Raw genomic sequence first — 25,110 nt, 5'->3', positions numbered from 1 at the left:
TCCTGAACGGCCTCGGAAAAACCAGAGGCCGACAGGATATCATCGGAGGAATTATCGCGTGCCTGATCCGCTCATCTATCCAGTATTCAGTGACCTCGCTGCCCGTTCGTACATGGACGCCGCAGCCTATGAAGCAGCGCGGAAGGAGGCACGCGACAATCCCGTCGCCTATTGGTCCAAGGTCGCAAAACGCCTGGACTGGATGACCTTCCCGACCAAGATAAAGGACGTATCGTTCAACAAGGACGACTTCCGCATCAAATGGTTCGAGGACGGTGTGCTGAACGTCTCGGCCAACTGCATCGACCGCCACCTGCCCGCCCGCAAGGACGAGGTCGCCATCATCTGGGAAGGCGACGAGCCCACCGACAGCCGCAAGATCACCTATGGCGAACTGCATGAGCAGGTCTGCCGCCTCGCCGATGTGCTGAAGGCCGAGGGCGTGAAGAAGGGCGACCGCGTCACCCTGTACATGCCGATGGTGCCCGAAGCGGCCTATGCCATGCTGGCCTGCGCGCGCATCGGCGCGGTGCACTCGGTCATCTTCGGCGGCTTCTCACCCGATAGTATCGCGGGCCGGATCGAGGACTGCGAAAGCACCTTTGTCATCACCGCCAACGAAGGCTGCCGCGGCGGCCGCAAGGTCCCGCTGAAGGCCAATGTCGACAAGGCGCTGGAGAAGGTGTCGGTCAAAAAGGTCCTCGTCCTGCGCCACACCGACGCCGACGTTCCGATGGTTGATGGCCGCGACATCGACTGGAAAACGGCCGTCGATGCTGCCAGCCCCGACTGCCCGCCCGAGCCGATGAACGCCGAGGACCCGCTGTTCATCCTCTATACCTCGGGTTCGACGGGTAAGCCCAAGGGCGTGCTGCACACCACCGGCGGCTATCTGGTCTGGGCGTCGTGGACGCACCAGCATGTGTTCGATTACCGCCCAGGCGAGGTCTATTGGTGCACCGCCGATGTGGGCTGGGTGACAGGTCACTCCTACGGCGTCTACGGCCCGCTCTCGAATGCGGCCACCACGCTGCTGTTCGAAGGCGTGCCGAACTATCCGAGCGTGTCGCGCTGCTGGGAAGTCATCGACAAACACAATGTCAACGTCTTCTACACCGCCCCCACCGCCCTTCGCGCCCTGATGAAGGAAGGCGACGAGCCTGTGAAGTCATCCAGCCGCGCGTCCTTGCGCCTGCTCGGCACCGTGGGCGAGCCGATCAACCCCGAGGCTTGGCGCTGGTATTACGAAGTCGTCGGTAACTCCAAACTGCCCATCGTCGACACATGGTGGCAGACCGAGACGGGCGGCATCCTGATCTCGCCGCTACCGGGGGCGACGGACCTCAAGCCCGGCTCCGCCACCAAGCCGCTACCGGGTGTGGAGCTTCAGATCGTCGATGCCGAGGGTCAGGTTCTGGAAGGCGTGACCGAGGGCAACCTATGCATCACCGACAGTTGGCCCGGCCAGATGCGCACCGTGTATGGCGACCACCAGCGCTTCTTCGAAACCTATTTCTCGACCTATGCGGGCAAGTATTTCACCGGTGACGGCTGCCGCCGTGACGAGGACGGCGATTACTGGATCACCGGCCGCGTCGATGACGTGATCAATGTGTCGGGCCACCGCATGGGCACCGCCGAGGTCGAAAGCGCCCTCGTTCTGCACGACGATGTGGCCGAGGCCGCCGTCGTCGGCTTCCCGCACGACATCAAGGGTCAGGGCATCTATGCCTATGTGACGCTGAATGCTGGTGTCGAGCCGACCGAGGACCTGCGCAAGGCCCTCGTTGCCCACGTGCGCAACGAGATCGGCCCGATTGCCGCGCCCGATGTAATCCAGTGGGCCCCCGGCCTGCCCAAGACCCGTTCGGGCAAGATTATGCGCCGCATCCTGCGCAAGATCGCCGAGAACGAGGTCGGCGCTCTGGGCGATACCTCAACCCTCGCCGATCCGTCCGTGGTGGACGATCTGGTCAAGAACCGCGCAGCCGCCTGATCCGTCCCCCGCTCAGGCCCTGAACGGCAAAAGCCCCGAACGGTTCGCCAGCCGTTCGGGGCTTTTCATTTCTAGCGCTCGACTTCCATCCATTCGCCGGGGGCAAGGCCGTCCAGCGTCCAGCGGCCCACGCTCCAGCGCACGAGGCGAAGGCACGGCAGGTTCACCGCCGCGCACATACGCCGCACCTGACGGTTACGGCCCTCGGCAATCGTCACCTTGATCCAGCTATCCGGCACGCTCTTGCGCACGCGGATCGGCGGGATGCGCTCCCACAGGTTGGGGTCGTCGATCAGTTCGGCCTCGGCAGGACGGGTCATGCCGTCCTTCAGCATCACACCACGGCGCAGCTGTTCCATCTGCTCTTCGGTGGCGATGCCCTCGACGTGGGCCAGATAGGTTTTCTTGGTCTTGTATTTCGGATCCGAAATCCGCGCCTGCAGCCGCCCGTCGTCGGTCAGCAGCATCAGCCCCTCACTGTCCCGATCCAGACGCCCCGCCGGATAGACGTTCGGCACGTCGATGAAATCGGACAACGTCCGACGCTCCGAGCCTTCCGTCGCCTTGTCGGTGAACTGGCTCAACACATCAAACGGCTTGTTAAAAACGATAAGGGTCATGCCGCCTTGTAGCGCCAAGGCGGGGCGACGTCCTCAGCAAATGTAGTCCCTCAGATACGCAAAACCCCGAGCTTTCTGAAGGCTCGGGGTTTCGTTGTTGTCGATTTACAGGGCTTTAGGCTGGCTGCCCCGCAGCATCTCCAGCATCGCTGAGAAGTCGCGGTGGCCGTTGCCGAGGTTGTTGAAGAGGGCGTAGAGGGCCTCGGCTTGGGCGGCGAGCGGTGTGGAGGCTCCGGCTTTGGCGGCGGTATCTTGGGCCAGCTTCAGGTCCTTGAGCATCATGGCGGTGGCAAAGCCGCCTTCATAGTTGCGGTTGGACGGGGCGGTCGGCACGGGGCCGGGCCACGGATAGTAGCTGGTCACGCTCCAGCACTGGCCGGACGACTTGGACGCGATCTCGAAGAAACGCTCGGGGTCGAGGCCCAGCTTTTCTGCAAGGGCGATGGCCTCGCAGGTGCCGATCATCGAAATGCCCAGCAGCATGTTGTTGCAGATCTTGGCCGCCTGACCCGCACCATGGTCGCCCGCGCGGATAGTGATGCGGCTCATCGGCTCCAGCGCCGCCTCGACCTTTGCAAAGACCCCCTCGTCACAGCCGACCATGAAGGCCAGAGTTCCGGCCTCAGCCGCCGCCGTGCCGCCCGAAACGGGGGCGTCGGCGAAGGTGTAGCCAGCCTCGGTCGCGAGCGCAGCCACCTTGCGAGCGGTTTCCACGTCGATAGTCGAGCAGTCCAGCAGAAGCGCCGATTTCGGGGCCACGCCCAGAACCTGTTCGGAATAGACCTTCAACACATGCGGGCCCGCGGGCAGCATGGTGATGACCACCTCGGCGTCCTTTACGGCATCGGCAACCGAGTTCACAGGCTCGCAGCCTGCCGCCTCGGCGCGCTTCAACGCATCGGCCGACAGGTCAAAGGCGAAGACCTCGTGGCCCGCCTTGGCCTGATTGGCAGCCATGCCGCCGCCCATATTGCCGAGGCCGATAAATGCGATCTTGGTCATGGTCGTTACTCCCTAGAGTTGGCGTCGCTTGATTAAGCCAGCGGCGTCCAAGATTGGTCTTGCGGCAGAGGGGCAAACAGCGCCTCGATCATGTCGTCACTGACGCCCGCGATGTCTGCGGGTTGCCAGTTAGGGGCGTTGTCCTTGTCGATGATGACGGCGCGGACGCCCTCCTGGAAATCGTGCGTGGAGACGACGCGGCCACCCAGCGCATATTCCATCGCCATGTTGTCGGCGAAGGTCTCCATCTTCGCGCCCTCGCGGATTTGGCGAAGCGAAACCTTCAGCGATTGCGGCGACTTGGTCTTCAGCGTCGCCAGCTGTTTCAGTGCCCATTCGGAGCCATCGGCTTCCAGCGCCGCGAAGATTTCCTCAATCGTGTCGAAAGCAAAGAGGCGGTCGATGGCCTCACGATGCGCAGCCAGCGGTGCCTCGCCCGCATCGCCCGATACGCGATCAGCCACGGCCTTGGGATCGGACGGATTGGCCAGCAGGTCGGCCTTCAGCGCCTCGACGACATCCGACGCCACATAGTGGGTGTGGATGCCCAGAGCGACCGTATCGGCGGCCTTCAGACGCGCGCCCGTCAGCGCCAGCCACACGCCCGCCTGGCCCGGAAGGCGGGGCAGGAACCAGCCGCCGCCCACATCGGGGAACAGGCCGATGCCCGTTTCCGGCATGGCATAGGTGGTGCGCTCGGTGGCGATGCGCACAGCGGCAGGCTCGGAAATGCCCACGCCGCCGCCCATGACGATACCGTCCACGATGGCCGTGATCGGCTTGGGGTATTCGAACATCAGATTGTTCAGCTGATATTCGGTATGGAAAAAGGCCTCGGCTTCCGAGGCATCGCCTGCGCCGCTTTCGGCGATCATGCGGATGTCGCCGCCCGCACAGAAGCCGCGCTCGCCCGCGTGGTCGATAAGGACCGAGGCGACCCTGTCATCCGACTTCCACGCGACCAGGGCGTCAATCATCGCCTCGCACATGGCGCGGTTCAGGGCGTGGATCGCCTTGGGCCGGTTCAGCGTGATGCGGCCAACGCCGGACTCGATACGGGTGAGGACTTCGGATTCGGACACTATGTGCTCCCGCAAAACTTACGACGGATTGACCGTTGCGAACGACAGATTGCCGCGCTCGATCAAAATCGGCTCAATGAGCGCCTCGATCTGACGGGCGCGCCAGTTGTTGGAATAATAGACCGTCAGCGAGGCCAGCATCGTGAAGAAGAAAATCACAAAGCCGACACCGCCGAGCCTGAGGACTTCCTTCACATAGGCCGGTGAAATCTGCAGGCCCGCCAGAAACAAGGACAACGGAGCCGACACATAGATCAAGGCAGCCATCTTCCAGATGGAGTCGTTGCGGCGGGCATTGAGATCGGCCAACGCCTTTAGGCGCAGAAGTTCGCCGTCGCTGTGGCTTGCCAATATCTGTTGGCCTTCGATCGCCATCGGCATGTGTTTCAGCGTGGACACCACATCGACCGTGTAAATCCCCCAACCCGATTTGGATCGCGTCAGGTGACTGACCATCCGCCTGAAGGTGAAAATCTGGGCCAAGGCTCGCCACGTCTCCCACAGCTGCGCATTGGGATCGATAACGGCTTTTTCAAAGGGCGAGACAGGCTGTGCGCTCATGGATACCTCCCTCGTGGCAATGTCCGGTCCGGACGACACAACCCTATCTGGAGCCAGAAAACCAGAAGTGCCGTACCGGACCGTCATTACTTAGGCCTTGGTCAGTTCCCGAGCGATGATCACGCGCATGATCTCGTTCGTGCCTTCAAGAATGCGGTGGACGCGCAGATCGCGCACGATGCGCTCCAGCGGATAGTCCTTCAGATAGCCATAGCCGCCGTGCAGTTGGAGAGCTTCATCGGCGATCGAAAAGCCTGCATCGGTGGCAAAACGCTTGGCCATGGCACACCATTTGGTCTTTTCGGGATGGCCCGTGTCGATGGCCCATGCGCCGCGACGCACCATCAGGCGTGCGGCATCCAGATCGGTCGCCATGTCGGCCAGTTTGAACTGGGTGTTTTGGAAACTGCCGATCAGCTTGCCGAACTGTTTGCGGCTCTCGACGTATTCCTGCGCGGTTTCCAAAGCGAGGCGCGCCCCGCCCAGCGAGCAAGCCGCGATGTTCAGACGACCTCCGTCCAGACCCGCCATCGCATATTTGAAACCGTCGCCCTCGGTACCGATCAGGTTGGCGACCGGCACGCGGCAGTTGTCGAAAACGACCTCTGCTGTCGGCTGGGCATTCCAGCCCATCTTCTTTTCATTGGCCCCGAAGGACAGGCCTTCCGTGCCGTTTTCAACAACAATGGCCGAGATGCCCTTTGCACCCTCTTCGCCGGTACGGACCATGACGACGTAGATGTGGGAGGCACCCGCGCCCGAGATGAAGGCCTTGGAGCCGTTCAGGACATAGTGGTCGCCGTCACGCACAGCAGTCGTGCGCAGCGCCGCTGCGTCCGAGCCAGAGCCCGGCTCGGTCAGGCAGTAGCTGGCGATTTTATCCATCGACACCAGCGACGGGATGAAGCGTTCGCGCAGTTCAGCAGAGCCGAACTTGTCGATCATCCACGAGGCCATGTTGTGGATCGAGATGAAGGCCGCCGTGGCCACATCACCGCGCGACAGCTCTTCAAAGATCACCGCCGCCTCGACACGGCCAAGCCCCATGCCGCCGTGTTCCTCGCCGACATAGATGCCGGCAAAGCCCATGTCGGCGGCCTGTTTCAGCACGTCGCGGGGGAAGTGTTTGTCTTCGTCCCACTTGGCCGAGTTCGGCAGCAGTTCCGCCTCGGCAAAGGTGCGGGCCGCCTCTTCGATGGCACGCTGGTCTTCGGTCAGTTGGAAGTCCAATCTGATCTCCTTTGATCGAGAATGACCGCAAACCTATCGCTCAACACAGCGACCCATCGGGCATCTGCAGAGCCAAGTTCCTCTTTCACTACCTCAGTAGCCAAACGGGCAGCGGTCATCTCTGGCAACACACGAATACGTTCGATAGCGTCAGGCGACAGGCAGAAGCCGAGTTCTCGACAGGCATCATCAAGCAAGATGTCTATCTGATCCGGCTTCATTGTCAGGCCTTACTTCATGGTCGGGATGACGAAGGACGAGTCCGTGTGCTCCAGCTCGCTGTCAGGGAAGCGGGCGGTCACGGTCTTGGTCTTGGTCCAGAAGCGGACGCCTTCCATGCCGTGCTGGTTGATGTCGCCAAAGGCCGAGCGCTTCCAGCCGCCGAAGGTGTGATAGGCGACCGGCACAGGGATCGGCACATTGATGCCGACCATGCCCACGTTCACGCGGGCGGCAAAGTCACGCGCCGCGCGACCGTTCTGTGTGAAGATGGCGACGCCGTTGCCGTACTGGTGGTTCGACGGCAGGGCCAGCGCTTCCTCAAAACTGGCGGCACGCACGATCTGAAGCACAGGACCAAAGATCTCTTCCTGATAGGCCGTCATTTCCGGCTTTACATGGTCGAACAGCGACGGGCCGATGAAGAAGCCCTTCTCGTGGCCCTGCAGAGAGAACTCGCGACCGTCGACGACCAGTTCCGCACCTTCCTCGACGCCCTTGTTGATCCAGCCAACCACGCGGTCCTTGTGGGTCTGGGTGACCACCGGACCATAGTGCGCGTCCTTATCGGTCGAGACACCGACGCGCAGGGTCGGGATTTCCGAGACCAGACGCTCGCGCAGTTCGTCGGCAGTACGCTGGCCAACCGGAACGACCACCGGCAGCGCCATGCAGCGCTCGCCAGCCGAACCGAAGGCTGCGCCAGTCAGGTCCTTGATCACCTGATCCATGTCGGCGTCAGGAAGCACGATGCCGTGGTTCTTGGCGCCGCCCATGGCCTGAACGCGCTTATGGTTCTGCGCGCCCTTTTGATAGACGTAGTGGGCGATGTCCGAGGAGCCGACGAAGCTGACCGCGTGAACCAGCGGGTGCTCGAGGATGGCATCGACGGCCACCTTGTCACCGTGGATCACGTTGAGCACGCCTTCGGGGGCCCCTGCCTCCATCATCAGTTCGGCCAGACGGATCGGCAGCGACGGATCGCGTTCCGACGGCTTCAGAACAAAGGTGTTACCGACGGCGATGGCGACGCCGAACATCCACATCGGGATCATGCCGGGGAAGTTGAACGGGGTGATACCGGCCACGACGCCCAGCGGCATACGCATGGAATAGACGTCGATGCCCGGACCGGCACCAAAGGTGTACTCACCCTTCTGGGCGTGCGGGATGCCGCAGGCGAACTCGATGACTTCCAGACCGCGCTGGATGTCGCCCTTGGAGTCAGCGATGACCTTACCGTGCTCCGACGACAGTAGCGCCGCCAGTTCGTCGATATTGGCCTCGACCAGACGCTTGAACTCGAACATCACGCGGGCGCGGCGTTGCGGGTTGGTCGTGGACCAGCTCTCGAACGCGTTCTGGGCGGCCTGCACAGCGCGGTCCACTTCGGACACGGTGGCCAGTTGCACGCGGGCCTGAACCTCGCCGGTATTGGGGTCGAACACATCGCCATAACGGCCAGAGGCCCCGACAAACGATTGGCCGCTGATGAAGTGGTTGATGTCGCGCATAGCGTCTCGCCCTTCCTGATGTTTCCTGAGGTGACCGGATCGAGCCGGTTCGTTGGAGACAGTCCTATCAATCAAGCGGCGCTTGGGATAATGCAAAAACGCAATGCCGATGATGCAATTTTGCGGGATAGCCGATGTTTGACTGGGATGACGCTCGCGTTTTTGCCGAGGCTGCGCGTTCCGGCGCGCTGGGTCGTGCCAGTACCCGACTGGGCATGGATGCCGCCACCGTAGGCCGCCGCATCGCGCGGTTGGAGACGGCGCTTAAGGCCACATTGGTGGTGCGCGACCGTTCGGGCCTTCGACTGACCGCTGCGGGATCACAGTTTCTGAAGTCTATCGAGCTGGCTGAACGCGCTTTGTCAGATGGCGAACAGGCCGTGCGCCCCGATACCGTGGGCGGCACGGTGCGCATTTCAGCCTCCGAAGGGTTCGGTACAGCCATCCTCGCCCCTGCCCTGCCCGATCTGCTGCGCGAGGGACGCGGTTTGCGGATCGAGCTTGCGGCCAACTCCGGCTTTCTGTCGCCGACGAGGCGCGAGGTCGATCTGGCCATTACGCTGAGCCAGCCCGACGCCAGCCGCCTCGTGTCCGAGCCGCTGACTGACTATCAACTGGCGCTCTATGCTGCACCAAAATACATCGCTGCACATGGCGAACCGCAGTCGATTGCGGCCCTGAGCCAGCACACCATGACCGGCTATGTCGAAGACCTCATCTATGCGCCCGAGCTGAACTATCTGGACGAGATCACCACCGGACTTCACGCCCAACTGGCCTCGTCCTCGATCCGCGCCCAGCAGGAGATTATCGCGTCGGGCGGAGCTATCGGCGTCCTGCCATGCTTTATGGCAGACGGGCTGACACGCATCCTGCCCGATGTGATCCTGCAACGCCGCTTCTGGCTCAGCATCACCGCTGACCTCGCAGACACCGCCCGCATCCGCACCGTCACCCGCTGGATCCGGACGCTGTGCGAAGAACAGAACGACAGGCTCAATCCATTGTCGTGATCTTGCGGTCCCATCGCAGCAGGAGGCCCGCGTACAGCCCGTTCACCCCGATGCCGGTCACGAGAAAGAACAGACCTAGCCCACCAGCAATGTCTACGTCTGTGCCCTTCATCATCAGCGGACCAAAGATCGGAAGCACCGCAAGAAAACCTATGCCTGCGAGGACCGCGCATGTCAGAAGGGCCCATCGACGCGGCAGCGACCATGTCGGCTTCAGCGCCCCATTCCACTGCATGGGAAGACGCTTATGCGCTTTGAAACGCGCATCGCCCCAGACCACAAATGCGATCGCGGCGATCAGATAGGCGAGCGTGCATAGCCGAAAGAGCATGACCCGATAGAACCATGCTCTCCCATCGGCTTCAATGTCTGACGAGTGAAGGGCGAACCTCGGACGGATTAGCGCCTGTACCCCACCTTACCGAGCGGGATGGGCGTCGGGTTCAGCGCCACCCAGTCCACAGCCAGCTGGAACAGGATCGCCGTATCCCCGCCCTTGCGCTTGACCTGTGCAATGACGTCGCGGGCCGAGGCCTTCTTGTCCTCCGGCAAGGGCGTACCCGCTGCGAAATAGTCCAACAGGGCATCGGCCATCTTTTTGAAATCGGCATCCCAGTTGATGCCGCCATTGCTATCCAGTTCGCGGGCGATTTTGCCGCTTAGACGAATGACCTCGCCCTGTACGGTCGATGCCGCGCCACTACCCGGCACCAGCAGCGCCCATAGTTCTTCATGCGCATCGGCCCAGTTGTCTGCCTTGGTGACGATGGGCGAGCGGCCATCATAGACCTGCCTACGCGGAACAGGCGGCACCCCGAACAGGTCATAGAGGCGATCCAGTCCCGCCGAGGCGTCGTCTACGGTCTCAGGGTTGAAGTCCGCACGATAGAATTCGAACCGTTCGCCAATGCGCGTGACGTGGGTCTTGGCCTCGTCCGGCACTGCGCCGTTCAGATGCGGGACCAACACTTCTGCGACTGCGGCAAGCGTGTCCAACGACGCATTGGTGCTTTCTGCCAGCGCCTTCATTAGGGGCGTCAGCCCCGCGTGGTTCGTCGTGTCGGGGTTCGCCCCACGTTCGAGCAATAGAGTGACATTACCCGCATGGCCGACGTTTGCGGCCTTGTGGAGAGGCGTATCACCCTTGTTGTCCGGCAGAAGGGGGTCAGCACCGTTATCCAGCAGAACTTCAAGGCACCCTTGAAAATGCCCTGCTCGTGAATGGAGCGGGGTCAGGCCATAGCCATCCGGAGCCCCGATATCCGCTCCGCGCTCTATCAACCAAAGCGCGACCTCGTCAGGCAGTTGATTGAAGGCCAAGGCGGTCTGCTTCGTGTAGCCGCCCCGAGCGTCTGGATGACACGCCGCGAGCGCGACCTTCACCGCTTCGACGCCCCCCTCGCCCAACAGATCGTTAAATGCACGCGGGAGGGTCATCTTGAGCTTGGGCATACGACTCGCTTTTTACAGGACGCTACGGCAGGCACGCGGCAGTCCCATGCTAACGTCCGGCGTTGACCGAGGTTTCCCTAGCGGCGCTTTACAGCCATGCCTTGATGCCCACGACGAAACGCGTTTCGGACGCGTCACTGCCGGATGCCTCGCGCCAGTCGCGGGTCTGGCCAAAAGCGCGGCTCCAGTCGACGCCGACATAGGGCGCAAACTCTTTGCGGATTTCATACCGCAGACGAAGGCCCGCCTCGATCGACGACACCCCCGATCCGATCTGGCGTTCGGGAATGTCTTGCGCCGACAGCGACACACCGATGACGGGTTGCAGGATCAGCTTCTGGGTAATGCGCTGGTCGTACTCGGCTTCCAGTTCCGCCGTCACATCCCCCTTGGTGGACATATAGACGCTGGCCGAGGTTTCCCACCAATAGGGTGCCAGCCCCTGCACCGCCAACACCAGTGACGTAGGGTCGGAGCTGTCCCGGGAATAGTCCTGACGCAGACCGGCCTGCACATCCCAGAACGGCGCGACCGCACGGCTGTAGAGCAGTTCCACGCCCGCAGCCTCGACGCCGTCGTTCAGGTCGAACTCGCCGTCGGTCTTGAGCCACAGGCGGTTGATGTCGCCTCCGGTCCAGCCTTGCACTTTCCACGCGCCGTGGTCGGGTCCGTCGCCTGCGGAATATTCCAGCTTGTCGATGAACAGCGCCGTCGTGGGCATGGCCCCGTTCTCATGGGCGATGACCGCTCGGGACTTGGCCATGTCCGCGGGATCGAAATAGCGATCCGCAGCGTGGGCAGGGCCTGACAGCGCCGCTGCTGACGGTCCGACGACAGGCGGGTCCACGCGTGGGGTCGGCGTGACGTGGCCTGCATGCGGATCAGCGGCTGGCGCTGGCATGGTGTGCCCCGCGTGAGGATCAGCCGTCGGTGGTGGCATGGTGTGCCCCGCATGGGGATCAGCCGTCGGCGCTGGCATGGTGTGTCCCGCATGGGGGTCCGCCGCCGGCGCTGGCATTATGTGCCCCGCATGCGGATCAGCCGTCGGCGCTGGCATTGTGTGCCCCGCGTGGGGGTCAGCCACCTTGGCGGGCGGTTGCTGCGGCTGGGGGTGATGATGGGCGTGGCTGTCCTGAGCCGAGGCCACACCGGCGACCAGTAGCATGGGCGTAGCGATCAATGCGGCGCGGATCATGCGACCTCTCCGTCCAGCGGGCGCACGGTCACGACGTTGAACATGCCGCTGTGCATGTGCATGAGCAGGTGACAGTGGAACGCCCAGTCCCCCGGCGCATCGGCGGTCAGGTCAAAGCTAGCGGTACCGCCCGGCATGACGCTGACGGTGTGTTTCAACGGCTGATGGCCTTGCGGTGCGCCGTTCACCAGTTCGAAGAAATGGCCGTGCAGGTGGATGGGGTGGACCATCATGGTGTCGTTCACCAGCTTGACCCGCACGCGCTCGTCTCGCTCGAATCGGATCGGCTCGACCAGTTCGCTGAATTTACGCCCGTCGAAGCCCCACATGAACCGTTCCATATTTCCGGTCAGGTGGACTTCCAGCGTCCGCGCGGGCGGCCTTGGGTCCTTGTTCGGGCGCAAGGATACGAGATCAGTGTAGAGCAGCACGCGGTGATCCACGTCCTGCAGCCCCAGCGGACGGTCGCCCATGCGGTTTACCGGATTGGGCGAGATCATATCGACGCCGACACCCACCGCCATACCGTCGGGCGCGTTGGCCGGATCGCGCATGGCCCCAGCGGAATGATCCATCGGTGCAGCGGCTGACCCCATGTCGTGGCCCATGGCGGCGTGGTCCATGCCGGAATGGTCCATGCCGCCCATGCCCATATCGCGCATGGTCAGGGTCGGCACTTTGCGAAGGGGCGGTATCTCTGCGGCCATACCAATACGCGGGGCCAGCGTGGCGCGGGCCATACCCGAGCGGTCCATCGCCTCGGCCACCACCGTATAGGCGCGGTCACCTGTCGGGCGGACGATGACGTCATAGGTTTCGGCCACCGAAATCTGGAACTCGTCCACCTCGACGGGTCGGACGTTTTCGCCATCAGCCTGAACCACCGTCATCGCCAGACCGGGGATGCGGACGTTGAAGATCGACATGGCCGAGGCGTTGATGATGCGCAGCCGCACCCGCTCGCCCGCTTGGAAAAGTCCGGTCCAGTTCTCGTCCGGCCCGTGGCCGTTCACCAGATAAGTATAGGTGGTGCCGTTGACGTCGAGGATGTCGCGCGGGTCCATCCGCATCGCGCCCCACATCCGGCGCTCCGATGCCGACACACCGTCCTCGCCCGAGATCAGGCCCGCCAGCGTCGTCTTCTGTTGGTTGAAATAGCCGGGGCTCTTCTTCAGCTTTTGCAGGATTTCGTGCGGATGCAGGAAGCTCCAGTCCGACAGGACCAGCACGTGCTCGCGGTCATAGCCGACCGGATCAGTGCCCGCCGGATCAATCACGATCGGCCCGAACATGCCCATGGCTTCCTGCATGTTCGAGTGGCTGTGGTACCAATAGGTGCCCGACTGGATCACCGGAAACTCGAACACAAACGTTTCGTTCGGGCGGATGCCGGGGAAACTGATGCCCGGAACGCCGTCCATCTGGAATGGCAGCAACAGGCCGTGCCAGTGGATGGAGGTATCTTCGTCCAGAGTGTTGGTGACCGAAATCCGCGCCCTTTGCCCTTCGCGCAAACGGATCAGCGGCGCGGGCATGGTGCCGTTGATCGTCACCGCATGGCCCGTGCGACCACCGACATTCACGCCCGCATGGCCGACCGTCAGCTTGATGTCATCGCCGCCTAGCGTCGGCATCTGCGGCACGGTGCCAGCCGTCCCGCTCTGTGCCCACGCTGGAAACGCCGACGACGCAGCAGCCAAGCCCGCTCCTGCGGTCATGCCTTGCAGCAGGCGTCGGCGATCAAAGGGACGAGAACTCATCGGGTACAATCCAGACGCGAGCGTGGGACGGTGAACTCGCCTTGCGTTCCTAGCGGGATATCGGGGTCATCCGTCAAGCGGGACATAGTGCAAAACGGGCACCGGATCGCTCCGGTGCCCGAAATCACACGTCGCGTCAGACCCTATGTCGCAGGCCTAGATCGGTGCGCCCGGTGGCACGGCCTGATCCACCTTCAACACTGACCACCCCGCCACTTCACCCGTCAGAATATCTGCCAGATAACGGGCATGTGCTGTTTCAAGCCTATCCCCGCGCGTGCGCTTCAACGCCTCGCCAAAGGCCTTGCCCGCATCCAGCACAGCAGCCTTGGCGGTCGGGGTCAGGGCGTGACCGTCCGACAGCTTGGCCAGATAGGACGCATAGCGACTGCGCACGACGCGGCGCAGTTCGGCCTGACGCGGGCTGAGCGAGGCACTGCCTGTCAGTTCGGATTGCAGTCGGTCCAGCATTTCGGTCAGCGACAGCTGCGACGGATCACGACGGTTCTGCTCGACCAACTGGTTCAGACGTTCAGGAGCCAACAAGGTTTCAAACACCGTCTCGGCCACGGCGCTTGCGGCATTGGTCGGATCGAACGCGCCGCCGACGCGGCCCTCGAACAGCTCGATACCGAACTGGCGGTCGCCCGAACCCGACTGGGCCGATGACAGCAGGTCGAGCAGGTCGTCGCGCAGATCGAGTTGGGCCGGAGCCAGTACGCCCATCAGCGAGGAGAGCGCCGCACGCTGGACATCCGCAGGTACGGATTTGGCGCTCTCGAAACCGTCGCCTTTGACCGCATAGCTGTAATCAAGTCCCGCAATCTGTCGGGCCACCGCCGTCGTCTGATAGCGGTGATAGAGGTAGATCGGGACGATCACGCGGCGAAGGTCCGCAGCGGGCGCACCGTCAGGCAGGTTGTTCAAACCGAACCGCGACAGGGCGATGCGGCGCACCTCCATCACATTGGCCAGTTCCGCCACAGGGTCTTCGCCATTGTCCCACATGGCCCCATAGGGTTGCAGCGAACCCAGCGGGCGGGTGTCGCTGTCATTGACGAAGCGATAGCCCTTGGCCTGCGCCTCGGCGGCCAGCGCAGCGCGGCGGGCAACGGGATCAACGCCTGCGCGGTCGCCGTAGAGCCAGTTGACCGTATAGTCGTCCCACGCGCCAACGCCCGTCGAATAGGCATTGGAGACGTCCAGTTCGCCATTACGGGCAATCACCCACGGCGCGGGGTAGTCCAGCACCGAGGCGCGGCCTTCATATCGCGAGGCGGCAAAGTTGTGCGACAGGCCCAACGCATGACCGATCTCGTGCGCCGACAGGTGACGCAGGCGGTGATAGGCCAGTTGGTCCGGATCATCGAAACGGCCCGTGCCCGACTTGTCCGCACCCAGCAGGCCTTCAAAGATCATCTTGTCCTGACGGTCGCGCAGCGAGCCTAGCTGCACCACGCCGCGCACGATCTCGCCCGTGCGGGGATCGTTGACACTCGTGCCGGTGGACCAGCCGCGGGTCTCGCGGTGAACCCAGGCGATGATGTTGTAGCGGGCATCCATCGGATGCGCCCCTTCGGGCAGGACCTCGACACGGAAGGCATCGATATAGCCTGCCTTGTCGAAGGCCGATTTCCACCAGTTGCCGCCCTCGATCAGAGCCTCGCGGATCGGCACCGGGGCGGCGCGGTCTACATAGAAGACGATGGGCTTTTTGACGGTCGAGCGTTCCGCCGTCGGATCGGTCTTTTCCAGACGGAAGCGACGGGCCAGTCGGCGCACCACCGGCTCTTCCAGATCGGCAGCAAAGTCTACTAACAGGGTCTGGGCGGATGTCCCCGAGCGCGGGTCGTGCGGCACCGTTTCAAAGCCGTCGTCAGGGAGGCGGATGAAGCTGTGACGGATCGCCAACGACAGCGAGCGGCCATCGGGCGCTACGCGATTGATCGAATTGGCCGGCTCGTCAGAGGTGAAGGTCTGGACCGTCTGGAACTCGATGTTGTCGGGGAAGACCAGCGTCTCGCCCGCTTCGAGATAGGACAGGTTCGGAGCCAGCTTATAGCTGCCCTGACGGGTATTCTTCAGACGTGCCGCAACGTTGACGGCATCACGCTCGAGGAAGCCCGACAGGTCGGCGCTGATGCTGCCGTCAGCGTGGCGCTCGGCCACTTCACCGGACCAGACGATGGAAGTCGCAAAGCTGGCCGCGACGGCGTTTTGTTCGTCGGCACTGGCCCCGACTGCGCGGTAGGTGTTGTTCTCGAAACGGGCATAGACGCGGTTGCCGACGATGCTGAACGCCACCACCTGCGCCTCGCCAAGTGCCGAGCGATCAAGGCCCGTGCCATCCATGCCGATGCCCGCGGAGATGCCGGGTTGATAGAGATAACGGCCGATAATGCCGCGCTCGTCGGGCGCTCCAAAGCGGGCCGTGACCTTGCCGCGCTGGGCATCGAGACGCACGCCGAACAGACCGTCCTGCCACGCCGCCGTAGTCACCGCCACAGGTGTCGTCTGGGCAAACGCCGCCGGAGCGAAAGCCGTCGCCAGAACCAGAGCAGCCGCGCCGCCCATCAAAACCTTGCGCAAAACCATATTCCCCATCCTCGACAGCGCCCCCTCAGACGCCGCCCCTGACCTGTCGTCCAATAAGAAAAGGCCCGGCGCAAGGGCCGGGCCTGATCGTGACCTTTATTTAACGCACGCCGGCTGCCGAAGCATCCGGCCTGCGGGTATCGGCAGCCCCGTAGAAGGTGTCGCCCTCGATCATGATCGACTGGGTCGATCCCATAGTCATCGACGGGCGGGTCTGGTGACCGCGCTGTTGCAACAGGCGCTCGACGTCCGGCGAGAAGCCGCCTTCCAACTCAAGCGGAGCGCCACCCCAGCCTTGGTTGATGCGCGGCCGCATGGCCGCCTCGGCGACGTTCAGCTTGTGGTCGATGACGTTGGAGACCAGTTGAACCATGGTGGCGATGATATAGCCGCCACCCGGCGTTCCGGTGACCAGCCACGGCTTGTCATCCTTGAACACGATCATCGGCGTGATGGTCGAGCCCAGACGCTTGCCCGGTGCCGGAGAGTTCGGCATCCCGTCGGTGCCCCATGAGAAGTTGTCGACGTGGTTGTTCAGCAAGATGCCCGTCCCCACCGGAGCGACGTGCGCGCCGTAGGAGTTGGACAGGGTATAGGTGACCGATGCGGCGTTACCGAACTTGTCCGCCACCGAATAGTGGGTCGTGTCCTGGCTCTCGTACGGATACGGGTTGCCGTCCGGCAGGTTCGAGCCGTCCAGCGTCGTCTCCAGAGACACCAACTTCACGCGCTCTTCGGCAAAGCCCTTACTGGCCAGACCATTGGCAGGGGTCGCCCATTGCGGATCGCCACCGACCAGACGGCGGTCGTGATTGACCACCTTCATGACCTCGGAAATCAGGTGCAGGCTGTCGACACTGCCCCAGCCCATCTTGGCCAGATCATAGTGCTCCAGCATGTTCAGCGCCTGAGCGACGCTGACGCCCGAGGCCGTGGGCGGCATGTAGGCGATGCGGTTGCCGCGATACGAACCCCAGATCGGCTCCGAGACGATGGCGCGATAGTTGGCCATGTCTTCCATGGTGATCAGCCCGCCACCGGCCTGAATACCGTCCACAATCTGACGGGCCAGCGCGCCCTTGTAGAACTCGTCCGCGCCACCCGCAGCGACCTTGCGCAGGCTCTCGGCCAGCAGGGGCTGACGGAAGACTTCGCCCACCTGATAGGGCGTGCCATCAGCCTTCAGATAGGCTTCGGCGGCACCCTGATCGCGGGCCAGAACGCGGGCGCGACCTGCCGTGGCATCGGCCTCGCCGTCGGTCAGGACATAGCCTTCCTCGGCCAGTTTGATCGCAGGCTGGATCAGGTCCGACCACGACATGGAGCCAAAGCGTTTGTGCGCTTCCCAGAAGCCCATGACCGTGCCCGGAACAGCGACATTGCGCATGCCCGAGGGCGTGGTGCGATCCTGTTTGCCATCCGGCCCCAGCAGGGTCTGCGACGTCAGGGCCGACGGGGCCGTGCCGTAATAGTTGATGGCGATGTCGGCGGCCGGACGATCCGGCGTTGCGGCCATATGGATGACCATATAGCCCGAGCCACCGATGTTGCCTGCGCGCGGCAGGGTCACGGCTTCGGCAAAGCCGACGGCCAGCGCGGCGTCCACCGCATTGCCGCCCTTGGCCAGAATCTCGACACCGACGCGCGTCGCCAGATCGCTTTGGCTGACCACCATACCATCACGACCGATGACCGGATTGTGGATCTGGCCATAGTTGACGATATCGCCGCCACTGCCCGCGCCCGGATGGACCGTCGCCTGCTGGGCCAGTGCCGGAGTGCAGCCGATCAAGGCCGCAATTGAGGCCGCAGCCCAAAGATTCATACGTCGACGCAACATGCTCGCTCCCCCCAAGTCCGCAAAAATTCACGGTCAAGGCCACAATTTAAACACCTGGACGCATAGAAAGCGTCACTAATGCGCAACGGAATGACACAATTCCAAACCGCTTCAGAGCGATAGCATTCCAAAAAACCCCGATTAACAAGCGTTTTTTAGATAACGGCGTCATAGAGTGGCGTTATCTCGGCAAAATCACGCCGCTATACGGTTGCCTAGACGTCTAAGGACTGCGACAACTTGCCTGAAGCACTTTGCCTGCCCGTTCCGGTCGCAATCCGGTCCGGTTTGCAAGGGTGCCGTTCGCGAGGAGGGAATGAGGACCAGCCCCGCGAATGAACTGTCATCAGAGGGGAACACTCGACTATGTCTCATCGCACCGGACGCCGGACTATGCGCACGGCAATGCTGGCTTCTACGGCCTTGCTCGGCGCTGCGTTTGCCACCACCGCTTTCGCCCAGGACGCATCGGAAGAACCGACCAGCGTTGACGAAATCGTTGTCGTTGGCTCGCAAATTCGTGGGGCCAAGGTCACGGCTGCACTGCCGGTCACCGTCATCAGCGAAGACGACATCATCGCTGCCGCTCCGGCGTCGGGCGATGACTTGTTCCGCGCGATCCCGCAAATGGGCGACGTGACCTTCAACTCGTCCTACCTTCCGGCCACCTCGAACTCGGCCCGTGGCGACACCGGTTCGGTCAACCTGCGCAGCCTCGGCATCGGCAACACGCTGGTGCTGCTGAACGGCCGCCGCGTCGTGGGTCACCCGACTTCGCAAGCCAACGAGCACCTCGTTCCGGTTCTGACCTACAACACCAACGCCATTCCGGTGTCGGGCCTGAAGCGCATGGAAGTGCTGCGCGACGGTGCCGCCGCTATCTACGGCGCGGACGCTGTGGCGGGTGTGGTCAACACCGTTCTGCGCGACGACATGACCGACTGGACCGTGTCGGCCCAGTACGGCGGTGCCGAGGGTACCGGCATGCGCGAACTGAACTTCTCGCTGTACGGCGGCACGGACATTCAGGAAGGCCGCGGCAACGTCTCGCTGTTCTTCAACTACGATCACCGCGACGAGCTGAAGACCACCGACCAGGACTACACCGCGTCGAACGACCTGCGCGGTCTGTTCGCTGGCACCGGCTTCGAAAACAGCTCGGGCCTGAACGGTACGTCGAACCTGTCGCCGTGGGGCCGCTTCACCGTTCGTGGCACCGGCACTGTCGGTGGCCGCAACTACAGCGCCTTCACAGTGGTTCCGTCGACGACCGCAGGCTGCCTGACCCAACTGGCTGACGGTATCTGCCTGCGTAATACCGCCACCCTGCCGGGCGAGCTGAACGCCGACACTCCGGCCATGGGCCTGACGGTTATGCCGGAAGTCGACCGCTTCAACCTGTTCGTGACCGGGCGCTACCAGATCAACGATGCCGTCGAGGCCTTCGGCGAACTGGGCGGTTACCGCGCCAAGTCGCAAGCCTATCAGGAGCCGATCGGCACCGCTTCGGGCGTCAGCTTCATCATCCCGGGCAGCAACTACTACAACCCGTTCACCAACGATCCGCAGATCACCCTGACCGGCTACCGCTTCTCGGACATGGGCCCGATCAGCGTAGCTGTGACCAACACGCAGTTCCGCATCCTCGGTGGTCTGCGCGGCGAGTGGAACGGCTGGAACTGGGAATCGGCCCTGATGTGGTCGGAAGCTTCGGCCAAGGACGTGTCGGACAATATCTCGGCGACCAAGCTGCAGGAATGGTCGGCCAAGAATACTCCGGACGCCTATAACTTCTTCAACGGTGGCACGCTGGGCAACGTCCGCGTCGGCGACGGCACCCCGTCGAACCAGGCCGCTCTTGATGCCATCCGCGTCGACATGGTGCGTCGTACCAAGACCGAACTGGGCCTGTGGGACTTCAAGATCTCGCGTCCGGACATCTATCAGCTGCCGGCCGGTCCGGTCGGTATCGCTGCCGGTATCGAGCTGCGCACCGAATCCCAGCTGGACGACCGCGATGACCGCATCGACGGCACCATCCGCTACACCAACCTTGCCGGTGTCGTTTCGTCCGACCTGATCAACCAGTCGGAAAACCCGGACACCTACGGCGAGCGTGACGTCTTCTCGGCCTACCTCGAGGTCGCTGCTCCGCTGGTTTCGCCGGACATGGGCGTGCCGCTGGTGCACAACCTCGAAGTTCAGGTCGCTGGCCGCTTTGAAGAGTATTCGGACTTCGGTTCGGTCGCCAAACCCAAGTTCGCAGCGGCGTGGGACGTCGTCGACGGCTTCCGCATCCGCGGTTCGTGGGCCCAGGGCTTCCGCGCTCCGAACCTGGAACAGATCAACGCAACCCTGATCACCCGTTCGAACTCCTCGAACGACTACATCTATTGCGAAGCCCTGATCCGTCGCGGCGCACTGAGCAACATGAACCAGTGCGGTGCCAGCGCTCCGGTCCCGACCGGTTTTGCTGACTACGCCAGCTTCAACCAGAACCACGTCCGCAAGCTGACGGCAGAGCGCCGCTCGGGTAACCCGGACTTGGAGCCGGAAGAGTCGGAAACCCTGTCGATCGGTCTGGTCATCCAGCCGCGCTTCATTCCGGCCGAAATGGGCGACTTCACCATCACCGCTGACTGGTGGCAGGTCGAGCAAACCGGCATGGTCGGTCTGTTCCGCGGCCAGAATGCCCTGATCCTCGACTACCTGCTGCGCAAGAACGGTTCGTCGAACCCGAACGTGGTTCGTGCCGACGTGACCGCAGCCGATCAGGCGATCTTCGCCGGCACCGGTCTCGAGGCTGCCGGTGAAGTGCTCTACATCACCGACGCCTATACCAACCAGCAGCCGCAAACGGTTGAGGGTCTGGACCTGGGTGTGATGTGGAAGCTGCGCACCGACCGCTTCGGTGACTTCAGCGCCAACCTGAACGTCTCGCACCTGATCAAGTACTACCTCGACATGTCGCCGGGCACGCAAATGCTGGCCGACGGCAAGGCTTCGGGCGAGATCGCTCCGTCTATCGCCATCTCGGGTTCGATGGGCGACATGATCGCCGACTTCGGTCGTCCGGAGTGGAAGTGGTCGCTGTCGACCACGTGGCGCAAGGATGCGTGGACCGTGGGTGCCTTCACCCAGTACATCTCGGACCTGTATGACGACAGCCTGACCAACTCGGCTGGCGACTACTGGACCGTAGACTCCACCATCACCGCCAACCTGTACACCGAGTACGCCTTCGGCGAGTCGGAACTGGGCGGTGCCCTCTCGAACTCTTCGGTTCGCGTTGGCGTCCGCAACATCACTGACGAAGCTCCGCCGCTGGCCAGCGGTGGTTATGTCGGCACCGTGTATCAGCCTTACGGCCGCTACTGGTACGCCAGCTTCCGCAAGACCTTCTAAGCGGTCTTGAGACGATCCGGGCGGGGAGCGATCATCGCTTCCCGCCCTTTCTCTTTCGAGTATCCCTTTTCAGAGTTATGGAGCCGATTATGAGCCACGCCACGCGTCGCCAGACCTCGCTCAAGGCCATTGCCGTTGCCGCCTTCGGCATGGCCTCGATTGCCCTTGGAACTTCTGCTGTAGCCGGCCCTCTGTCGCCGGAAGCCCACGCCAGCATCCTCGCCTCCGTCGAAGGCAACACCGCCGCTATCGACGAAACCGCCCTGCAAATCTGGCAGTTCGCGGAGCTGGGCTATCAAGAGCACCAAAGCTCGGCCCTGCTGGCCCAGCGTCTGCGCGACGCAGGCTTTGCGGTCGAAACCGGCATTGCCAACGAGCCGACCTCCTTCCTCGCGACCTTCAAGAACGGCGAGGGTCCGGTCATTGCGGTGCTGGCCGAATATGACGCCCTGCCCGGCCTGTCCCAGACCCACAATCCGGTTCAGGAAAGCGCCGGTGGCAATGCGGGCCATGGCTGCGGTCACAACCTGTTCGGCACGGCTTCGGTCTATTCCGCCATCGCCGTGAAGGAATGGATGGTCGCCAACAACATCAAGGGCGAGCTGCGCGTCTATGGCACGCCCGCCGAAGAAGGCGGCTCGGGCAAGGTCTATATGGTCCGTGACGGCCTGTTCGACGACGTGGACGTCAGCGTCCACTGGCACCCCGGCAATGTGAACTCGGCCAGCCAGGGTAACTCCATGGCCAATGTGTCGGGCAAGTTCCGCTTCTATGGCACTGCGGCCCACGCGGCTGCGGCTCCGGACAAGGGCCGCTCGGCTCTGGACGGCATCGAGGCAATGAACGCCATGGTCAACCTCATGCGCGAGCATGTGCCGGACCGCACCCGCATCCACTATGCGATCACTGACGGCGGCAAGGCTCCTAACGTGGTTCCTGCCTATGCCGAGGCTTATTACTACGTGCGCCACAACAATCCGGAGATCGTCCGTGACGTTCTGGAGCGCGTGAAGAAAGCCGCGGAGGGCGCTGCGATCGGCACGGGCACCCGCGTCGAGTTCGAAGCCATCGGCGGCGTCTACTCCATGCTGCACAACGAGACGCTGATGCATGTCATGGACCGCAACCTGCGCAGCGTCGGCGGTATCGAATGGACCGCCGAGGAAACTGCGCTGGCCCGCGAAATCCAGAAGACCCTGACCACCCAGGAAGACCTGACCAGCGTCTCGCGCATTCAGGAAGCATCGACGGGCGGCGACTTCGGCGGCTCGACGGACGTGTCCGATGTGTCGTGGGTCACGCCGACGGTGGGTCTGTCGACAGCCACCTTCGTGCCGGGCTCGGCGGGTCATAGCTGGCAAAATGTTGTGGCGGCAGGCTCGACCATCGGCCTAAAGGGCGCGCGCCTGGCGACCAAGACGCTGGCGCTCACGACCGCAGAACTGTTCCAGTCTCCGGACGTCATTGCCGAGGCAACGGCCGAATTCGAACGCCGTCGCGGGCCGAACTTCGAGTACCGCGCACTCCTCGGTGATCGTGCTCCGGCGCTAAACTATCGCGACTGATAGATCGGCCTGACGGTCAAAAAGAAGGGGCGGCACCTATTGCAGGTGCCGCCCCTTTTCATTTGTCGCCTGCCAGACCTTAAGCGGTCGGGCGGGGTTCTGGATCCGAGACCGGAACGCCCGTCAGATCGGCGATCTCGGCGGCCACTTCCTCTTCAGGTGTCAGCGGCACCGACGACGACGGACCGGCGATCGGCTCGCCCACATCCTCGCGGTTCGGCGGGGTGCCGTCCTTGAGCAGTCGGTTAATCTCTTCGCCCGACAAGGTCTCGTACTCGAGCAGAGCCTGAGCCAGAGCCTCGTGGTCGGCCGCCTTGGTCGTCAGGATGTTGCGTGCTTCATCCCAGCCCGAGTTGACCAGACGACGCACTTCCTCGTCGATGATCTGGGCGGTCTGCTCCGAGATGTTCTGGGTGCGCGACACCGAGTGACCGAGGAAGACTTCTTCCTGGTTCTCGCCATAAGCCACCGTGCCCAGCTTGTCCGAGAAGCCCCAGCGGGTGACCATGGCGCGAGCCAGCTTGGTCGCCTGCTCGATATCCGAAGACGCGCCAGACGTGATGCTGTCCTTGCCGAAGATCAGCTCCTCGGCAACGCGACCACCGGCCAGAATGGCGATCCGGTCGATCATCTGCTGGTACTTCATCGAGTAGCGGTCGCCTTCCGGCAACTGCATCACCATGCCCAGCGCGCGACCGCGCGGGACGATGGTCGCCTTGTGCACCGGATCGGTCATCTTGACGTTGAGGGCGACGATGGCGTGACCGGCTTCGTGATAGGCCGTCAGGCGCTTCTCTTCCTCGTTCATGGCCATGGACTTGCGCTCGGAGCCCATCATGACCTTGTCTTTTGCGTCCTCGAAGTCGCGGTGGGTGACCATCTTGCGGTCCTTGCGGGCCGCGGTCAAAGCCGCTTCGTTGACGAGGTTGGCAAGGTCGGCACCCGAGAAGCCCGGCGTACCGCGCGCAATCGTCTTGACGTTCACGTCGGCGGCCAGCGGCACGTCCTTCATGTGGACGCGCAGGATGTGTTCACGACCCGACACGTCGGGGTTCGGCACAGTGACTTGACGGTCGAAACGACCGGGACGCAGCAGGGCCGGATCCAGAACGTCCGGACGGTTGGTCGCGGCGATCAGGATGATGTTTTCCGAGGCTTCAAAGCCGTCCATTTCAACCAGCAACTGGTTGAGGGTCTGTTCGCGCTCGTCGTTACCACCGCCAAGGCCTGCGCCACGGTGACGGCCCACGGCGTCGATTTCGTCGATGAAGATGATGCAAGGGGCATTCTTCTTGGCCTGTTCGAACATGTCGCGGACGCGCGAGGCACCCACACCCACGAACATTTCCACGAAGTCCGAACCCGAAATAGAGAAGAAGGGCACACCCGCTTCACCGGCCACCGCGCGGGCCAGCAGGGTCTTACCGGTACCCGGAGGGCCCACCAGCAGAGCGCCCTTGGGGATCTTGCCGCCCAGACGCTGGAACTTCGACGGGTCCTTCAGGAAGTCCACGACCTCTTGGAGTTCTTCCTTGGCTTCATCGACACCTGCAACGTCGGCAAAGGTTTTGCGACCCTTGTGTTCGGTCAGCAGCTTGGCCTTGGACTTGCCAAAGCCCATCGCGCCCTTCGAGCCACCCTGCATGCGGTTCATGATGAACAGCCAGAAGCCGATGATCAGGATGACCGGCAGCATCAGGCCCAGCAGGCCCGACCACCACGGTTGCTTGGTCGTCTTGACGTCCACAGCGATACCCGCCGCGTTCATCTTCTCGACCAGATTTTCGTTCGGTACAGGAACGGTCGTCGTGAATTTGGTATCGTTCTTGTAGACGCCGTTTACGGCATCGCCCCGCACGGTGACCGACTTGATCTCCTGCCCGTTGATGGCGGTGACCAGTTGGGAATAGTTGATCTCGGCCGGACGTCCGGCAGCAGCAGGCGAGACGGCCTTGTTGGCCAGTCCACCGCCAGTGGTCATGGTGGTGTAGGCCACAGCCATGAGCAGTAGGATGCCGGCGCCGATGGCAATATTTCGCAGGTTCATGCGGTCCTCGGTTT

The 25,110-nt window shown here is 62.9% G+C and carries 18 protein-coding genes; 4 read left to right on the top strand and 14 right to left on the bottom strand.

What is annotated here, in order from left to right:
* The first annotated feature begins 58 nt into the window (after positions 1-58).
* Complete coding sequence (acs, locus tag LOX95_RS12365) at positions 59-1,996, top strand: acetate--CoA ligase (RefSeq protein ID WP_345791455.1); 1,938 nt, start codon at positions 59-61, stop codon at positions 1,994-1,996.
* Positions 1,997-2,067: 71 nt separating this feature from the next.
* Here the strand turns inward: acs and LOX95_RS12360 are convergent, their stop codons facing one another.
* The 7 genes from LOX95_RS12360 to LOX95_RS12330 all read right to left on the bottom strand — a co-directional run bounded on the left by LOX95_RS12360 (position 2,068) and on the right by LOX95_RS12330 (position 8,224).
* Positions 2,068-2,616: a pseudouridine synthase gene (locus LOX95_RS12360; RefSeq protein ID WP_242915054.1), complete on the bottom strand. Its 549-nt coding sequence runs from the start codon at positions 2,614-2,616 to the stop codon at positions 2,068-2,070.
* Positions 2,617-2,721: 105 nt separating this feature from the next.
* Positions 2,722-3,618 carry a 3-hydroxyisobutyrate dehydrogenase gene (gene mmsB, locus LOX95_RS12355; RefSeq protein WP_242915052.1) on the bottom strand — a complete coding sequence of 299 codons (897 nt, stop codon included), beginning with the start codon at positions 3,616-3,618 and terminating at the stop codon, positions 2,722-2,724.
* Between the two features lie 32 nt (positions 3,619-3,650).
* Positions 3,651-4,700: an enoyl-CoA hydratase/isomerase family protein gene (locus tag LOX95_RS12350; protein ID WP_242915050.1), complete on the bottom strand. Its 1,050-nt coding sequence runs from the start codon at positions 4,698-4,700 to the stop codon at positions 3,651-3,653.
* An 18-nt stretch (positions 4,701-4,718) separates the two neighbouring features.
* A complete protein-coding gene (locus LOX95_RS12345) occupies positions 4,719-5,261 on the bottom strand; it encodes a hypothetical protein (RefSeq protein WP_242915048.1) in 543 nt (180 codons plus the stop codon).
* Positions 5,262-5,351: 90 nt separating this feature from the next.
* Complete coding sequence (locus tag LOX95_RS12340) at positions 5,352-6,491, bottom strand: isobutyryl-CoA dehydrogenase (protein WP_242915046.1); 1,140 nt, start codon at positions 6,489-6,491, stop codon at positions 5,352-5,354.
* Positions 6,476-6,712, bottom strand: coding sequence for a hypothetical protein (locus tag LOX95_RS12335; protein ID WP_242915044.1), 237 nt, complete (start codon positions 6,710-6,712; stop codon positions 6,476-6,478). Before LOX95_RS12335 ends, LOX95_RS12340 begins: the two co-directional genes overlap by 16 nt.
* Positions 6,713-6,721: 9 nt before the next feature.
* The gene (locus tag LOX95_RS12330) at positions 6,722-8,224 is read right to left on the bottom strand and encodes a CoA-acylating methylmalonate-semialdehyde dehydrogenase (protein WP_242915042.1); all 1,503 of its coding nucleotides are present in this window, start codon (positions 8,222-8,224) and stop codon (positions 6,722-6,724) included.
* 134 nt (positions 8,225-8,358) lie between these two features.
* Here LOX95_RS12330 and LOX95_RS12325 point away from each other — a divergent pair, with 134 nt between their 5' ends.
* Positions 8,359-9,237 (top strand): LysR family transcriptional regulator, encoded by an 879-nt coding sequence (locus LOX95_RS12325; protein WP_242915040.1) that lies wholly within the window; start codon positions 8,359-8,361, stop codon positions 9,235-9,237.
* Here the strand turns inward: LOX95_RS12325 and LOX95_RS12320 are convergent.
* The 6 genes from LOX95_RS12320 to ggt all read right to left on the bottom strand — a co-directional run bounded on the left by LOX95_RS12320 (position 9,221) and on the right by ggt (position 18,079).
* Positions 9,221-9,568, bottom strand: a complete 348-nt coding sequence (locus tag LOX95_RS12320; RefSeq protein ID WP_242915038.1) for a hypothetical protein — start codon at positions 9,566-9,568, stop codon at positions 9,221-9,223. The two genes, LOX95_RS12325 and LOX95_RS12320, sit on opposite strands and share 17 nt — an antisense overlap.
* Positions 9,569-9,636: 68 nt before the next feature.
* On the bottom strand, positions 9,637-10,689 hold the full coding sequence (locus tag LOX95_RS12315) for an ankyrin repeat domain-containing protein (protein WP_242915036.1): 1,053 nt from the start codon (positions 10,687-10,689) through the stop codon (positions 9,637-9,639).
* Positions 10,690-10,777: 88 nt separating this feature from the next.
* Positions 10,778-11,884, bottom strand: coding sequence for a copper resistance protein B (locus tag LOX95_RS12310; RefSeq protein WP_242915034.1), 1,107 nt, complete (start codon positions 11,882-11,884; stop codon positions 10,778-10,780).
* Positions 11,881-13,644 (bottom strand): copper resistance system multicopper oxidase, encoded by a 1,764-nt coding sequence (locus tag LOX95_RS12305; RefSeq protein WP_242915032.1) that lies wholly within the window; start codon positions 13,642-13,644, stop codon positions 11,881-11,883. Before LOX95_RS12305 ends, LOX95_RS12310 begins: the two co-directional genes overlap by 4 nt.
* Before the next feature lie 156 nt (positions 13,645-13,800).
* Positions 13,801-16,239 carry a zinc-dependent metalloprotease gene (locus tag LOX95_RS12300; protein ID WP_242915030.1) on the bottom strand — a complete coding sequence of 813 codons (2,439 nt, stop codon included), beginning with the start codon at positions 16,237-16,239 and terminating at the stop codon, positions 13,801-13,803.
* Positions 16,240-16,339: 100 nt separating this feature from the next.
* A complete protein-coding gene (gene ggt / locus LOX95_RS12295; protein ID WP_242915028.1) occupies positions 16,340-18,079 on the bottom strand; it encodes a gamma-glutamyltransferase in 1,740 nt (579 codons plus the stop codon).
* Positions 18,080-18,472: 393 nt separating this feature from the next.
* Here ggt and LOX95_RS12290 point away from each other — a divergent pair, with 393 nt between their 5' ends.
* The gene (locus tag LOX95_RS12290; RefSeq protein WP_242915026.1) at positions 18,473-21,484 is read left to right on the top strand and encodes a TonB-dependent receptor domain-containing protein; all 3,012 of its coding nucleotides are present in this window, start codon (positions 18,473-18,475) and stop codon (positions 21,482-21,484) included.
* 89 nt (positions 21,485-21,573) lie between these two features.
* Positions 21,574-23,049 carry an amidohydrolase gene (locus tag LOX95_RS12285; RefSeq protein ID WP_242915024.1) on the top strand — a complete coding sequence of 492 codons (1,476 nt, stop codon included), beginning with the start codon at positions 21,574-21,576 and terminating at the stop codon, positions 23,047-23,049.
* A 79-nt stretch (positions 23,050-23,128) separates the two neighbouring features.
* Here the strand turns inward: LOX95_RS12285 and ftsH are convergent, their stop codons facing one another.
* On the bottom strand, positions 23,129-25,096 hold the full coding sequence (gene ftsH, locus LOX95_RS12280; protein ID WP_242915021.1) for an ATP-dependent zinc metalloprotease FtsH: 1,968 nt from the start codon (positions 25,094-25,096) through the stop codon (positions 23,129-23,131).
* Between the last annotated feature and the right edge of the window lie 14 nt (positions 25,097-25,110).

It is taken from the genome of Brevundimonas pishanensis (assembly GCF_022750635.1).
GTDB lineage: Bacteria > Pseudomonadota > Alphaproteobacteria > Caulobacterales > Caulobacteraceae > Brevundimonas > Brevundimonas pishanensis.
This window is presented reverse-complemented; position numbering and strand designations above follow the sequence as displayed.